This is a genomic window from Acidimicrobiales bacterium, assembly GCA_041394245.1.
Lineage (GTDB): Bacteria > Actinomycetota > Acidimicrobiia > Acidimicrobiales > Aldehydirespiratoraceae > JAJRXC01.
The window spans coordinates 48411-63813 of the sequence record JAWKIR010000004.1 but is presented as its reverse complement, the minus strand read 5'-3'; the positions used below and the strand labels follow the sequence as shown (position 1 = coordinate 63813).

At 67.8% G+C, this 15403-nt stretch carries 13 protein-coding genes and 1 pseudogene; 10 read left to right on the top strand and 4 right to left on the bottom strand.

Going from position 1 to position 15403, the window contains the following annotated elements:
* Positions 1-34 precede the first annotated feature (34 nt).
* The 4 genes from nifJ (at position 35) to R2707_19080 (ending at position 5740) form a co-directional block, all read left to right on the top strand.
* The gene (gene nifJ / locus R2707_19095; GenBank protein ID MEZ5247201.1) at positions 35-3616 is read left to right on the top strand and encodes a pyruvate:ferredoxin (flavodoxin) oxidoreductase; all 3582 of its coding nucleotides are present in this window, start codon (positions 35-37) and stop codon (positions 3614-3616) included.
* A complete protein-coding gene (locus tag R2707_19090) occupies positions 3613-4617 on the top strand; it encodes a dihydroorotate dehydrogenase-like protein (GenBank protein ID MEZ5247200.1) in 1005 nt (334 codons plus the stop codon). The genes nifJ and R2707_19090 overlap by 4 nt, the downstream gene beginning before the upstream one ends.
* A 69-nt stretch (positions 4618-4686) precedes the next feature.
* Entirely contained in the window at positions 4687-5163 is a 477-nt protein-coding gene (locus R2707_19085; GenBank protein MEZ5247199.1) for a CBS domain-containing protein, read from the top strand.
* A gap of 106 nt (positions 5164-5269) precedes the next feature.
* Positions 5270-5740: a hypothetical protein gene (locus R2707_19080; protein ID MEZ5247198.1), complete on the top strand. Its 471-nt coding sequence runs from the start codon at positions 5270-5272 to the stop codon at positions 5738-5740.
* 6 nt (positions 5741-5746) lie between these two features.
* On the opposite strand, the gene R2707_19075 is transcribed toward R2707_19080, so the two are convergent.
* Positions 5747-8077, bottom strand: a complete 2331-nt coding sequence (locus R2707_19075) for a RecQ family ATP-dependent DNA helicase (protein ID MEZ5247197.1) — start codon at positions 8075-8077, stop codon at positions 5747-5749.
* A 101-nt stretch (positions 8078-8178) separates the two neighbouring features.
* Between R2707_19075 and R2707_19070 the strand changes: the two genes are divergently transcribed.
* The gene (locus R2707_19070) at positions 8179-9222 is read left to right on the top strand and encodes a hypothetical protein (protein MEZ5247196.1); all 1044 of its coding nucleotides are present in this window, start codon (positions 8179-8181) and stop codon (positions 9220-9222) included.
* A 93-nt stretch (positions 9223-9315) separates the two neighbouring features.
* On the opposite strand, the gene R2707_19065 is transcribed toward R2707_19070, so the two are convergent.
* Both R2707_19065 and R2707_19060 read right to left on the bottom strand, forming a co-directional pair.
* Positions 9316-9588 carry a hypothetical protein gene (locus tag R2707_19065; GenBank protein MEZ5247195.1) on the bottom strand — a complete coding sequence of 91 codons (273 nt, stop codon included), beginning with the start codon at positions 9586-9588 and terminating at the stop codon, positions 9316-9318.
* Positions 9585-11243: a DUF2339 domain-containing protein gene (locus R2707_19060; protein MEZ5247194.1), complete on the bottom strand. Its 1659-nt coding sequence runs from the start codon at positions 11241-11243 to the stop codon at positions 9585-9587. The genes R2707_19065 and R2707_19060 overlap by 4 nt, the downstream gene beginning before the upstream one ends.
* 213 nt (positions 11244-11456) lie before the next feature.
* Here R2707_19060 and R2707_19055 point away from each other — a divergent pair, with 213 nt between their 5' ends.
* From R2707_19055 to R2707_19035, 5 genes and pseudogenes are all read left to right on the top strand, one after another.
* On the top strand, positions 11457-11867 hold the full coding sequence (locus R2707_19055) for a cyclic nucleotide-binding domain-containing protein (protein MEZ5247193.1): 411 nt from the start codon (positions 11457-11459) through the stop codon (positions 11865-11867).
* A 75-nt stretch (positions 11868-11942) separates the two neighbouring features.
* Complete coding sequence (locus R2707_19050) at positions 11943-12113, top strand: hypothetical protein (protein MEZ5247192.1); 171 nt, start codon at positions 11943-11945, stop codon at positions 12111-12113.
* A gap of 83 nt (positions 12114-12196) precedes the next feature.
* Positions 12197-13139: pseudogene (locus tag R2707_19045) on the top strand (IS481 family transposase).
* A gap of 26 nt (positions 13140-13165) precedes the next feature.
* The gene (locus R2707_19040; protein MEZ5247191.1) at positions 13166-13738 is read left to right on the top strand and encodes an extracellular solute-binding protein; all 573 of its coding nucleotides are present in this window, start codon (positions 13166-13168) and stop codon (positions 13736-13738) included.
* 205 nt (positions 13739-13943) lie between these two features.
* On the top strand, positions 13944-14105 hold the full coding sequence (locus R2707_19035) for a hypothetical protein (protein MEZ5247190.1): 162 nt from the start codon (positions 13944-13946) through the stop codon (positions 14103-14105).
* Between the two features lie 11 nt (positions 14106-14116).
* Here the strand turns inward: R2707_19035 and R2707_19030 are convergent, their stop codons facing one another.
* Positions 14117-15391: an amidohydrolase family protein gene (locus tag R2707_19030; protein ID MEZ5247189.1), complete on the bottom strand. Its 1275-nt coding sequence runs from the start codon at positions 15389-15391 to the stop codon at positions 14117-14119.
* Positions 15392-15403 lie beyond the last annotated feature (12 nt).

The window sequence follows — 15403 nt, the reverse complement described above, 5'->3', positions numbered from 1 at the left end:
CGACCACAGGGTCGAAGGTCCGGAGGTGCCACGAATGGCTGACATCCGCCACATCACCGTCGACGGGAACGAGGCCGCGGCCCGGATCGCCCACCGGGTCAGCGAGGTGATCGCGATCTACCCGATCACACCGGCATCGCCGATGGGCGAGCACGCCGATGCGTGGTCGCAGGCCGGGGTCGAGAATCTCTGGGGCGCGGTCCCCGACGTGATCGAGATGCAGAGCGAGGGCGGCGCGGCCGGGGCTGTCCACGGTGCGCTCCAGGCGGGGGCGCTCACCACCACGTTCACCGCGTCACAGGGTCTCCTGCTGATGATCCCGAACCTCTACAAGATCGCCGGCGAGCTCCTTCCGGCAGTGATCCATGTCGCCGCCCGGTCCGTGGCCACCCATGCGCTGAGCATCTTCGGTGATCACAGCGACGTCATGGCGGCCCGCCAGACGGGCATGGCGATGCTGGCCTCCGGCTCGGTGCAGGAAGCCCACGACCTCGCCCTCGTCAGTCATGCGGCGACGCTGCGCAGCCGGGTGCCCTTCCTCCACTTCTTCGACGGTTTCCGCACGAGCCACGAGGTCGCCAAGATCGAGGAGATCGACGACGCGACGGTCCGGGCGATGATCGACGACGACCTCGTCGTCCGCCATCGTCTCCGGGCCCTCGACCCGGATCGTCCGGTCATCCGGGGCACGGCCCAGAACCCCGATGTGTTCTTCCAGGCCGCCGAGGCCGCCAATTCCTACCGTCGCGCGCTGCCCGGCATCGTCCAACAGGAGATGTACCGCTTCGGCGAGCTGACCGGCCGTCACTATCGACTCTTCGACTACCACGGCCATCCCGAAGCGACCCGCGTCGTGGTGATCATGGGTTCGGGCGCAGGCACGGTGCGCGAGGCGGTCGACGCGATGGTCGCCGCCGGCGAGCGCGTCGGCGTACTGACCGTGCGTCTCTACCGGCCCTTCGACACCGGCGCACTCGTCGATGCGCTCCCTCCGACCGTCGAACGGATCGCTGCGCTCGATCGCACCAAGGAACCCGGTTCGGTCGGTGAACCGCTCTATCTCGACATCGTCGCCGCGCTGGCCCGTCGTTGGTCGCACGGCGTCGCACCCGAGGTGATCGGCGGGCGCTACGGACTCTCGTCGAAGGAGTTCACACCGGCGATGGCGATGGCGGTGTTCGCCGAACTCGACGCGCCCCGACCCCGCCACGAGATCACCGTCGGCATCATCGACGACGTCGGCCACACCCATGTGGAGTACGACGCGGACGCGTGGCACGAACCGGCCGGCGTCCGTCGCGCCGTGTTCCACGGCCTCGGCAGTGACGGGACCGTCGGCGCCAACAAGAACACGGTCAAGATCGTCGGCGATCTCACACCACTGTTCGCCCAGGGCTACTTCGTCTACGACTCGAAGAAGTCGGGTTCCACCACGACCTCGCACCTCCGATTCGGACCCGAGCCGATCCAGTCCGCCTATCTCGTGCAGGAGGCCGACTTCGTCGCCGTCCACCACTTCGGCTCGCTGGACCGGCGCGATCTCCTCGACGTCGCCGCCCAGGGTGCCACGCTGCTGATCAACGCCCCGTTCCCGGCCGACCAGGTCTGGGATCAGCTCTCGCGCGAGGTGCAGCAGACCATCATCGACAAGGGGCTGCGGGTCTGGGTCATCGACGCTGCCGCGGTGGCGAGCGACAACGGACTCGGCAGCCGCGTCAACACCGTGCTGCAGACGTGCTTCTTCTCCCTCACCGATCTCCTGCCCGTCGACCAGGCCATCGCCGCCATCAAGTCGGCCATCGACCAGACCTACGGCAAACGGGGTGTCGCGGTGCTCGAACGCAACCATGCCGCCGTCGACGCAGCGCTCGCCTCGCTCGAATCACTCTCGGTGCCCGCGGCGCCGACGAACGACCGCACGCCGACGCGTCTGATCCCCGACGATTCGCCCGACTTCGTCCAGCGGGTCACCGCCACGATGATGGCCGGCGACGGCGATCTCCTCCCCGTCAGCGCGCTCCCCGTCGACGGGACGTTCCCCACGGGCACGACCCGCTGGGAGAAGCGCAGCATCGCCGCGGAGATCCCCATCTGGGATCCGGAGATCTGCATCGACTGCGCCCGGTGCGCGCTGGTGTGTCCTCACGCCGCGATCCGGCTGAAGGTCGTCGAGCCGGATGCGCTCGACGATGCACCGCCGACGTTCCGTCACCGCGAGTGGACCGACAAGGGCGGCCCCGCCCGCCGCTCGATCATCCAGGTCGCGCCCGACGACTGCACGGGCTGCGGGGTGTGTGTGAGCATCTGCCCGGCCAAGAGCAAGGAGGCGGTCAAGCACAAAGCGATCGACATGACACCCATCGCCGATCATCTCGATGCCGAGCGGATCAACTTCGCGTACTTCCTCGAACTGCCGGAGCACGACCGGACGACGCTGCACCTGGATTCGGTGAAGGGCTCACAGCTCGCCCAGCCGCTGTTCGAGTTCTCCGGGGCGTGCGCCGGATGCGGCGAGACCCCGTATCTCAAGCTCCTCACCCAGCAGATGGGTGATCGCATGGTCGTCGCCAACGCGACCGGTTGTTCGTCGATCTACGGCGGCAACCTCCCGACGACCCCCTGGACCACGAACGGAGACGGCCGCGGGCCGGCATGGGCGAACTCGCTCTTCGAGGACAACGCCGAGTTCGGACTGGGCATGCGGATGGCGCTGGATCACCAGGAGGCCGCGGCCCGCCATCTCGTCGCGGAGCTCGCCGACCGCATCGGACCCGTCGCCGACGAGATCCTGTCCAACACCGGTGCCGACGAGGCTTCGATCGAACGGCAGCGTGACCTCGTGGAGCAGTTGCAGACGTGGCTGGCCGCGCATCCCGAGCCGCTGACCGAACGGCTCGCCACCCTCGCCCATCACCTGGTGCGGCGGACCGTGTGGCTGATCGGTGGCGACGGCTGGGCCTACGACATCGGGTTCGGAGGCGTCGACCACGTGCTCGCATCAGGGCGCGACGTCAACATCCTCGTGCTCGACACCGAGGTGTACAGCAACACCGGCGGTCAGACCTCGAAGGCCACGCCTCGCGCCGCGATCGCCAAGTTCTCCGCGGGCGGGAAGACGACGGCGAAGAAGGACCTGGGCATGATCGCCATGGCCTACGGCGACGTCTATGTCGCCCACATCGCGATGGGTGCGAACATGACCCAGACGGTCAAGGCGCTCACCGAAGCCGCCGCCCACCCCGGCCCGTCGCTGGTGATCGCCTACAGCCCGTGCATCGCCCACGGCATCGACATGAGCGACATGATGGGCCACCAGAAGATGGCTGCGGCGAGCGGCTACTGGCCGCTCTACCGCTACGACCCTCGCCAGGAGGCGGCCGGCGAACACGGTCTGCACCTCGACAGTCGTCGACCGACGATCTCGTTCAAGGAGTTCGCCATGACCGAGGCACGGTTCTCGATGCTCGCCCGTTCCCGGCCCGACGTCGCCGACCATCTGATGGGTCTGGCCCAGCAGGACATCGACAACCGTTGGCACCTCTACGAGCAGATGGTCGACGTCGAGCGAACCGCCCGTTACGGCATCGTCGACGACGGCGAGGAGGAGACCTCGTGACCGATCTCTACACGCACTACATGGGCCTCAACCTCGATCACCCGATCGTGGCGTCGGCATCGCCCCTCACCGGTTCGATCGATTCGCTCCTGGCGCTCGAGGCGGCCGGCGCCGCCGCGGTGGTCCTGCCGTCGCTGTTCGAGGAGGAGATCGAGCACCACGCCTGGGCCTTCGACCACCTTTCGGTCGCCGGGGCCGACTTCAATGTCGAGGCATCGGGCGGCTATCTCCCCGACATCGGCGGCGACGAGTCCGGGGTCGAGGACCACCTCGATCTGGTGACACGCGCCAAGGACGAGCTCCGCATCCCTGTCATCGCCAGCCTCAACGGCACGACCGACGGCGGCTGGACCGCCTATGCGAAGGCGTTCCAGGATCGTGGCGCCGATGCACTCGAGCTCAACATCTATCTCGTGGCCGCCGACCCCGACGCCACCGGCCGCGAGGTCGAGGATCGCTATCTCCGCCTGGTCGACGGGGTGCGGGCGGCGGTCGATCTCCCCCTGGCCGTCAAGATCGGGCCGCACTTCAGCTCACCGGCCAACATGGCCCGGCGGCTGTCCGAAGCCGGGGCCGATGCGCTCGTCGTCTTCAACCGCTTCTACCAACCCGACATCGACCTGCGCACCCTCGACGTCGCGTCCGACCTCGAGCTCAGCACGAGCAGCGAGATGCGCCTCACGCTCCGCTGGATCGCCATCATGGCCGGCCGGGTCGACGCCGACCTCGCGGCGACCACCGGTGTCCACACTGCCGACGACGTGGTCAAGCTCCTGCTGGCCGGCGCCCAGGTGACGATGATGACCTCGGCGCTGTTGCGCCATGGACCGACGCACCTGACGGCCGTCCTCGACGAGGTTCAACGGTGGTTCACCGAACGCGACTACGACTCGCTGCAGCAGGCTCGGGGCAGTGTCAGCCAGGCGTCGGTACCGGACCCGGTCGCATTCGAGCGGGCCAACTACATGAAGACGCTCACGAGCTACGCACCACCGAGCTGATCGGGCCCTTGGTCCCGGGTCGACGACGCCTCGCGTGCCTAGTGTCGGAAGGGAACCGGAGGTTCTCTCATGCTGGTAGCCGACCTGATGACCGACGAGGTGGTGACGGCGTCACCCGAGATGACGCTGAAGGATGTCGACCACCTCTTCACCACCCACGGCATCTCGGGCGCACCGGTGCTCGATGGCGGGATCGTCGTCGGCGTGATCTCGCAGTCCGACGTGGTGCGGGTGCTCTACGACCATCAGGTCGCCACCACCGAGGTATCGCAGTTCCTGCTGAGCCCGTTCCCCATCCCGCTGCCGGCCCTCGCCGAGATCTCCCGCAACCGTGCCGCCATCGCCGACCGGATGGTCGAGATGACCGTCGCCGAGGCCATGACCGAGCTCCCTGTCACGGTCGCTCCCGCCGACGACATCTCGGTTGCCGCCGAGGCCATGGTCTCCGGGCGCCTCCACCGGGTGCTCGTCACCGATGGCGGCAAGCTCGTCGGCATCCTGAGCGCCCTCGACCTCGCCGCATTGTTGATCGACACCGACATCTGAGTCCACTCCCCGCGTCACACCCCCTCGCTACGCTCGTCTCAGCTCGCTCCCGGCCTCTCAGGAGCCTTCGTCACCCGCCTCCAGGGCGAACCCGAGGGAGTACGAGATGCCAGCCGACGAACGCACCCGCCTTCTCATCCGACAGCACTTCGTCGAACTGATGAACGAAGAGCTGGCAGATGCCATCATGGAGTCCATGCCGCCCATCCCGTGGTCCGAGATCGCCACCAAGAGCGACCTGACCACGCTCGAACAGCGCATCGACGCCCGCTTTCGACAGGTCGACGATCGCTTCGAACAGGTCAACGATCGCTTCGAACAGGTCAACGATCGCTTCGAACAGGTCAACGATCGCTTCGATCAGATCGACGGTCGACTCGATCTGATCGATGGGCGCTTCCGCCAACACGACAATCGCTTCGATCAGATGGAGCGCTACATCTCCAATGAGCTGGTCGGGCTCGAAGGCCGGTTGTCGTTGCGGTTCACCGAAGCAGTACGGCTCGTGGTCGTGTCGGTCGTCCTGCTGTTCGCCGGCGTGCTCGGACTCGCCGCGACCTACATCGCAACCGGCTGACTCGCCTCACTGCCCCATGGCGGCGAGGGCGATCGGCACGACCCGTTCGCATCCGGCCCGCCGCAACTCGCGAGCCACGACGGTGACCGTCCACCGACTGTCGATCAGGTCGTCGAGCAGCAGGCAGTCACCCTCGGGTACTTCACCGACCGCGTAGGCGCCCCACAGATTGCGGAGCTGGGCCGTCGAGTTGTGCATGCTCGCCTGAGGTTCGGTCGGCCGGATCTGCCTCACCGCTTCGACCACCGGCACCGACAGCCGCTCCCCGAGGCGCTGGGCCAGCGAAGACACCGATTCGGGACGCCGCTCCGACGGCACGAAGGTCAACCAGGCCGGCATCGGCGAGATCTGCGACACACAGGCCGCGGCCAACGCATCGACCAGCTCGTCGGCGTACTCGCCGTCGTCTCTCCCCTGCCGGATCAGCGGACCCCATCCGGACTGACCCCAGCGGGCCAGACACCAGCCGGGGGCCGCCTGCTCGTCGGCCGGAATCCGTCCCGAGACGCCATCGACCTCCGCAGCCCACTGCTTGCGTGGCGGGATCTCCACATGGTCGTGGAGCAGCCGGACTCCGGCCTCGGTCACCACGCCAGGATCGGGTGCGGTGCCGAACCGGGCGGCACGACAGTTGTCGCACACGCCACACGGCTCGCCGGCGGGGTCGTCGAGCTGGGCCCGCAGGTACTGCATGCGGCAGCTGTCGATGCGCTGGTACTCCTCCATCGCGGCCTGTTCGGCGCGCCGCCACCCGTTGACCTGGTCGACGCGTTCGCGGGGGTAGACCCATGGCGTGGCGGTGCGCACCCAGCCGGTGCCGTCCTTGGCGACGATGCCCTCGACCTCGAGCTGCACCATCAGGTTGTCGAGTCGACCGGTCGCGATGTTGACCCGGGCTGCGAGCTGACCGCGACGCACCGGTTCCTCCGATTGTTCGACTGCAGCGAGGATGCTGTCGACCTCCTCCTCGGCCGGGAACGCCTGGCCGATGAACCAGTCCTGGATGTCACGGTCTTCCGATCCGCTGAGGAGGATGCCGTAGCTCTCGTCGAGCGCACGACCGGCACGACCCACCTGCTGGTAGTAGGCGATCGGGCTCTGCGGCATCTGGAAGTGCACCACGAACCCCACGTCGGGCTTGTCGTAGCCCATGCCCAGCGCCGACGTGGCGACGACGCACTTGATCTCGTTGCCGAGGAACGCGTCGAGCACGGCGCGCTTCTCGGCCACCTCGTCCTCGGGTCCACCGCCGACGTATTGGGCGCAGCGGATGCCGTGGTCGCGCAGAAAGGCGGCCACGACCTCGACATCACGCCGCGTGAGGCAATAGACGATCCCACTGCCCGGCAGGTTCGGCACGTTCTCGGCGAGCCAGGCGAGACGAGCGTCGGGCCGACGCTTGTCGGTGTGGACTTCGAGTCGCAGACCCTCCCGGCCGAGCCCACCGCGGATCGTGAGGATGTCGTCGCCCAGCTGGCTCTCGACGTCGGCCACCACCCGATCGTTGGCCGTCGCCGTGCAACCGATCACCGGAAGCGTCGCCGGCAGGCCGGCCAGGAACGACCCGATCCGCCGATAGTGCGGCCGGAAGTCGTGACCCCAGTCGCTGATGCAGTGGACCTCGTCGACCACCACGAGACCGATGCGGCTCTCCATCCGGTCGAGCCATTCGTCGCGGAACTTCGGGTTCGACAGGCGCTGCTCGGCGATGAGGAGCAGGTCGATCTCGTTGTTCTCCATCCGCGCCCTGATGTCGTCCCACTCGTCGCGGTTCGTGGAGTTGACGATGGCCGCCCGCAGACCCATCCGGGCCGCGGCCTGCACCTGGTTGTCCATCAGGGCGATGAGCGGCGAGACGAGCAGGGTCGGGCCCGCACCGCGGTCGCGCAGCATGCGGGTCGCCAGGAAGTAGACGGCCGACTTGCCCCAGCCGGTGCGCTGCACCACGAGCGTGCGCCGACGGTCGACGACCAGGGCACGGATCGCGTCGAGCTGCCCGGCACGGAACTCGGCATCGCTTCGCTGGGTGAGGGCCGCGAGGTGTCGGTGGGCTTCACCGTCGAAGTCGCCCGGGTCGCCTTTTCGGTCATCGGTTCGCTCGCCGGGGTGCCGTCTCGTGCCGATCAGCGCGCGAGCGTGCTCGAGCGCCTCCGCCAGCTTCGGCGAGGACCCGATCGCCGTTCTGACGGTGTCTCGATCCATTCGCCGGAACTCGTCGAGCTCGGGCCGAGCCAGAAACGCAGCCTGCTTCGCCGCGTCCAACGGCCCGTGCGCGTCGACCCACAGGCCGAGAACGTCTCGGCCATCGAGCGCCTCTCCGCTCACGTCGATTCCCATCGGGTCATCGGGCCGGTCTAGCGCACCGCCGCGCCCGAACGGGACAGGCGCCCCCTCCGGCAGTAGGTTGACCGTCCGAAGCGGGTTGTGTGGAGGACCGGATGCCGTTCGCTGTGGAGCCAACGGAGCGGGGCGGCGTGATGGGGATGCCCGTGCAGCTCACTCGGGTGAAGGCGGCGATGCCACGCCGGCGCTATCTCCCCGCCGTCGTCGCCGAACCACACGTGATCGGCACCGACGAGTCGGTCGCGACCGCCCTGCAGCGGATCACCACACACCAGTTCAGCGTCGCGATCGATGCGCTGTCCGACCCCGGCATCGAGATCGGCGCCGCCGTGTCGACCGCAGCATCGAGTCTCGGTCGGATCGCCGCGCTCCTGCGGCTCGTCCGCTCGTCGATCGGGGCCGACACCTGCGCTGCAGAGATCGCGATCCTGCGGGATGCCACGGCGCTTCTCGATCGGCTGGTTGCCGGTTCCATCGAGATCCGCTCGCTCGACGAGATCCGTTCCCGCTACGAATCGGCCTTGCGCCCCGACGCACTCGCCGATCTCCGGGACCAGCTCGTGGAACGCCATCAACTGGCACGGCTCGAGCAGCTGCCCGCGCTCCAGCCGGGCGGCGCGCTCGAGGACGTGGTCCACCAGTTGCGTCGGGCCCGGGCCCGCTTCGCGGCCTGGCCCGTGGATCAGCCGATGCACGGCCAACGGCCGGTGCCCGACTCCTTCGACGCCTTCGCCGAGGGCCTCGAGCGCAGCTACCGCAAGGGTCGGAAGTGCGCCGGCAAAGAACGCGAGTCGCCCATGTGGCAGCGTCATGCGCGAGACCTGGCCCATCAGGTCGAGCTGATCAGCGCTGCTTGGCCCGACGGCATGGCCGGCACCGTCGCCACGTCGCTCGACCTGGCCGATGTCCTCGCCGAGTACGCACACATCGGGGCGCTCCGATCGACCTTGGAGCCCGGGCCCGACGACTCTCGGCCTGTCGCCGTCGACGAGATCACCGCCGCGGTCGTCGAATCCTTGTGCGGGCACGAGCGCGGCGAGTTGATGACCGTGGCGTCGGTGCTGGCGACACGGCTCTACGCGGAGACCCCGACCGCGTTCGTCGATCGCGTCGCGCGTTACTGGTCGACCCGCGACTGACCTGCCGACGCCGGGCGCCGACGGGGACCCGTTCCGGAACATGGAGAACGCACGTCGACCCGATCGACTGCCAGTTGCGGTACTTCAACCCGGTCAGCGCACCAGTCCGCCCAGCTGCCATGCGATCGCGGTGGACCCGAGCAGGCGCCGCCACGGGTTCACCCCACGGACCAGCTCATCGGCCCCCCAGTAGAGCCACAGCCCCGTCGCGGCGACGCCGGCGATGTCGTGGAGCCGTGAACCGTCACTCGCGATCCAGCCGACGAGCCAGGCCGAACCGACGCCGAACAGCGGCCAGTTGGGGAACTGGGCCACGGTGATGGCGCCCGTCTCGCGGTTCTCGAACCACCATCGCAGGACCCTCACCGGCGGTCGCGGTCGTCGACTCCGGTGAGGCGAGGCAGCAGGAACCCGAGCCGCATGAGACCGAGGCCGACGAGGAGGAAGAGTCCGGCCCGCCACAGCGTGTCGACCTCCTGCATGTCGACGAGGAGCAGTTTGCCGACGGTGAGCGCCAGCACCGCCAGGCCGGCCGCGCCGAGCTCGGGCACCTTGCGGACGGCGCCGGCGACGAGCAGGGCCGTACCGACGACTGCCCACGAAACCGACACGGCGGCCTGACCCTCGGGCAGATGGACGAGCACCGAACCGAGCCAGATCAGCGTGAGGCCGAGCACGACGGCCGCGCCCCAGCGGCGGACGAGGTCGCTACCGGTCTGCCAAGAGGCGACACCCAGGAGGACGATCACGGCCGCATGGGCGAGGTCGACGCCGACCGACGCGTCGTCGCTCCACGCGTCGACGCCGCCCACCAGCGCAGACATCGCCGCGATGAAGAGCAGGATGCCGGCGTTGATCGGCAGCCTGATCGTGCTGCCGAACTGACGCCCGATCGCCAGCAGCCCGGCGCCCTGCACGGCGAGCGCCACGAACACGGCTTCGGTGTCGAGCACCGAGGCGAGCCCGATCGTGACCGCCACGCTCGCGCCGACCACGAGCGATGTCAGATGGACTCGGCGGAGAACGGGTTGGAGCGCGACCGCGACACCTGCGGTCACAAGGGCGACCGCGAAGGCCGACAACCCGATCTCGTAGCGGTCGTCGATCTCGAATGTCGCTGCACCCACCGCCACCGCCCAGGGCGCACCGACCATCGCCAGCTGGGTCTCGATCTGCACCCAGGGGTTGTCCTGGTCTCCGATGCTCGGCACCCGGGCGAGCGACAGGAATGCCGCGATCACGGCGGCCACGATGGCGGCCTGGCGAGGACCGGTGTCGGCGTCGGACGCCAGCGCGAGGATCATCACCAGTGCCGTGAGATGCCCGAGCAGGCGCAGCCCGAACCAGCCGCGGTCGAGCGACAGCCCGACGGCGACCAGCGCGAGCCCGGCGGCGAGTGCCAGCGTGCTCTCGAAGGGCGGGGTGCCGTCGGCGACCACGAACCATCCGACGAGGGCTCCCGCGAGTGCGACGATGGCGACCCATTCCGACGGCACCAACCGGGCGAGTGCGTAGCCGGCCACCGCCACGGCAGCGATGGCGGCGAACGCGACATCGGTGTTCGTCTGATCGACGAAGAGGCTCGACGCGAACGTCGTGAAGAGCGCGGCCACGCCGCCCGAGCACAGTGCGTGGGCCCACGCGATGCGGGTGTCGCGCAGCCGCAGCCCGGCGGCGACCAACGCGATGGCGAGCGCCACCGCGCCGGCCAGCTGGAGCTCGGGCCCGATCCATCCGCGACTGATCGCCGTGCTCACCGCGAAACCGACGGCGAGGACGACGAGCGTCACTCCCACCCACTTGAGCACCGTCTCGCTCTCGACGGCGATCGGGGTTCGGGGTTCGGGCGGGACCGACGGTTGCGGGGCGCCGGGAACGAACAACGAATCGGGCGACGGCGGCGGAGGCTGCGGCGCCGCTTCCACGAGCGAGGACGGGCGACGGAGTTCGGCGAGTTCGGACTCGAGCTGCAACACGCGCGCTTCGAGCGCATCGAGACGCGGATCCGAGGTGTCGCTCACGTCGTGATGATGGCAGAACCGGGGAGACAGCGGGCAGGGCCGTAGGTCACGTCTACGTCGGGTGACCGACGACCGCCAGCCAGGGTGCGACCGAGGTCACGCGCATTCGGGTCAAGGCAGCCTCACTGTGCGCCGATGGAATCTGTGGAGCGCGACCACGCGTGCATCCGGAAGAACCGCAGGCTCCGTAGCCTGTCAGCAGGAGGTGTCGACATGTTCCGACGCATCAACCCGATCCCCACCCCCCTCTCCGAGAGCGCGCTCGCCGAGGCCGTCCCGGCCCGCGAGCTCCAGGTGCTGCAGTCCATGGGAACCGCAGTCCGCATTGCCGCAGGCCGCACCGCCATGGTCGAGAACGCCGTCGGCCGTGAATGCATGGTCGTCGTCGACGGTTCGTTCGTCGTCGAGCGCGACGGCGAGTGGATCGCCGACCTCGTTCCCGGCGACTTCATGGGCGAGATCGCTCTGCTGACCTCGCAGCCGCGCAACGCGACCGTGACCGCGACGCACGACAGCATCGTCTACGCGTTCAGCCGGCGAGAGTTCACCTCGCTGTTGCGAGCGTGCCCGGCGATCTCCGCACGTGTGCTCGAAGGCGTCGACGAGCGCCTGCTCGTCGCCTGATCCCGGCGGTCGCGCTCGACCGCGAACTCCTCGTTCCTCGTCCGGCTTTGATTCAACGCCAACCAGGACAAGATCGTGGTCACGCCCCAGGCGCAGGGGAGCTACGAGGAACTGCTCGCCAAGTACCGCGAGTCGATCGCGTTCGATGACCTCCCGGCCCTGGCCGTCACCGACGCCCAGGCCTTTCGTGACGTCGTCGACTCGGGCACGATCCTGCCGGCCCAGAGCTGTGTCGAGGCCGACTAGTTGTAGATCCTGAGGACGTTGTTCGGTTTGGTGGGTCTCCTTGAGAATGAGGGTGCTTAGTCACTCACACCTCAAGGAGACCCGTGGATCTTCACGGTAACGCCCGCCTTTGTCCGTTTCAGCGCGAGCTGATGTGCCGCCGAGTCCGCCGCCAGGGCTGGCCGATCGCCAGGGCCGCAGCGGCGGCCGGGTGCAGCGAACGAACCGTCCAGAAGTGGTTGGCTCGTTTCGACGCCGGCGAACCAATGACCGATCGATCGTCGCGGCCGCACTCTTCGCCGACGCGCACGCCGGCCGAGACCGAAGCGGTGATCGAGGCGCTGCGCCGGTTGCGGATGACCGGTCCGCAGATCGCGGAGAAGCTGTCGATGCCGTTGTCGACCGTGACCTCGGTGTTGAAACGGATCGGTCTGAACCGGTTATCGAAGCTCGAACCGCCGGAGCCACCGAACCGGTATTGCCGCCGCCACCCCGGCGAGTTGATCCACATCGACATCAAGAAACTCGGCCGTTTCAACAAGCCCGGCCATCGCGTGACCGGCCGCGGACCCGGACACCACACCCACCAGGCCGGCTGGGAAGCCGTGCATGTCTGTGTCGATGACACCAGCCGCGTCGCCTACCACGAAGTACTCCCCGACCAGAAAACCGTGACCTGTATCGGGTTCTTGGATCGGGCCATCGCCTGGTTCGCCGCCCACGGCATCACCATCGAACGGGTCATGACCGACAACGGCTCCGCCTACGTCTCAAAAGCCTGGGCCGAGCACTGCACCGAGCTCGAGATCCGACACCTCCGGACCCGGCCATACCGTCCCCGCACCAACGGCAAAGCAGAACGCTTCATTCAAACCATGCTGCGCGAATGGGCCTACGCTGCCGTCTACCAGAGCTCAGACCAGCGCCGCGAGGCACTCGGACCCTGGGTCTGGCGGACCCTGGGTCTGGCGATACAACAACCAACGACTCCACAGCGCCCTCGGCCACAAGACACCCATCAGTCGCCTTCACCACGAAGACGACTGAACAACCTCACTGGGATCTACAACTAGTTGCCCCTGACCGGGATCGACGAGTTAATCCGCTCGTCGTTCAGCATCGAGGGGACGCTCTATCCGTCCGCCACCTTCATCTCGACGCCGGTGCTCTACTACAACCGCACCCACTTCCTCTACTACAACCGCACCCACTTCGAGGAGGCCGGCCTCGATCCCGATTCGCCACCGCAGACCCTCGCCGAGGTGCGCGACGCCGGCCGGGCCATCAAGGCAGCGGGCGTCGCCACGACCCCCCTGTCGTTCCTGATGCAGGGCTTATTCGTCGACACCTGGCTCACCGGTGCCGACGTCGCGCTGATCAACGCCGACAACGGCCGGGCCGGCAACGCCACCGAAGCCATCTTCAACGGTCCCGAGGCGCTCGAGATCTACGAACTCCTGAAGGAGATGAACGACGAGGGACTCATCCTCCCGTTCAGCAACGTGCCCGGCGAGGTCGGCCAGTTCCTTGCCCTGGCGAACCCGGGCACCGCGTCGATGCTCTTCGAGACCTCCACGGCGTCGACCACGATCGCCGGCGTGCTCGGCGGGACGTCGAACCTGTCGGACCTGATCGCCGACGCCTGACTCGACCCGGAGGCCGTCGGCACGACCGACCTGACCATCGACGTCGACGTCGCGCCGTTCCCCGACCGCTCCGAGGCCGGCCAGCAGAAGATCATCCACCCCAAGGGCTCGTATCTGCCGGTCAACGCCGAGGTCGCGGCCGATCCCGAGGTGCAGGCCGTCTGGGAGAACGATGCTGCCGCCCAGCCGGCCGGAAGGGTCACCAATGAGTGAGATCTGGATCTTCATCATCGGCGTCGCCGTCTTCGCCCTCACGATTCACGGGGCCGTCATCGCCGGAAGCCTGGCCATGCAATCCGTCGAACTCGCGCAGAACCCGCGGATCTGCGACAACGAGGGCGAGACGCTCCCCACCGACGACGATTGACCCTGCGAAGATCAGCGCTCGCTGGGCCAGAGCGCGTTGGGGTCGGCGATCACAGGGGCCGGGACGTCGAGGCGGAACAGGTCTGCCGCGTTCTGCCAAGCCATCCGCGCGACTTCGTCGTCGGGGATGTCTCGGAACTGACGCTGGAAGTGTGCCTGCGTGTCGGGCCAGTTCGAGTCGGCGTGTGGGTAATCGGACTCGATCAGAATGTGATCGACCCCGATGTGGTGGCGGGTTTCGAAGCCTGCGGGATCATCGATTGCACAGAACCAGAAGTTGCGCTGCATGACCTCGCGAGGCGTGAGGTCGCTTTTCCAGGTGCCGTACATCTCCTGGTACTTGAGCACGTGGTCGAGTCGGTCGAGGAGACCGGCGACCCACCCGATGCCCCCCTCGGACATGCACAGTTTGAGACCGGGAAACCGGACGGGGATCTGCGAGTAGAGCCAGTCCGTGGCGGAGAACATCGCGTGGCCGAAGAACAGCACGCCGACGACATCTGGCGGAGCGTCCGCCGCGGTGGACGGCGATTCTCCCGACGATCCGATGTGCAACGAGACGACCGTGTCCGTTTCTTCGCAGGCGGCCATCAGCGGATCCCAGTGACCGCTGTGGAGGCTGGGGAGACCCAGTTTGTCGGGTGCTTCGGAGAACGTCATCGCCTTGAACCCCCGATCGGCGTTGCGCCGCACTTCCTCGGCGGCGATCTCGACGTCGAGGAGGTAGGGGAGCTGCATCGGGATGATCCGGCCTGGATGAGTTCCGGCCCATTCCTCGATGCACCAGTCGTTCCACGCGCGCACCGATGCCAACGCCAGCGCAGGGTCGTCGACCGTCAGCTGAAGACGCTGACCGGCGAACCCGGGCAAAAAGGACGGAAAGCACATCGATGCCCAGATCCCGGCGAGGTCCATGTCCGCGACGCGGTGGTCGATGTCCCAGGCGCCGCGCCGCATCTGATCGAATCGTGCCGGTTCGAAGCTGTATTCCGACACCGGACGACCGACGACGGCGTTGAATCCGACGTTGGGCATCACCTGACCGTCGTAGACCCACGCCTGCCCGCCGTCGTCGGATTCGACGACGCGGGGCGCGCGGTCCGCAAGCGCCGCCGGAAAGCGGCCCTCGAATGTGTGCGGGGGTTCGACGATGTGATCGTCGACGGAGATGACCGGAAAGCGACGTCTCGCCCTCGGTGGCTCGGGAAGGAAGGTGACCGCCCTGCTGCCCTCCCTGCCGGCAACAGTGAACGCAGTGTTCTTCTGGAGTTCCTCAAGACTTGCCATGCTCAGTCCTCA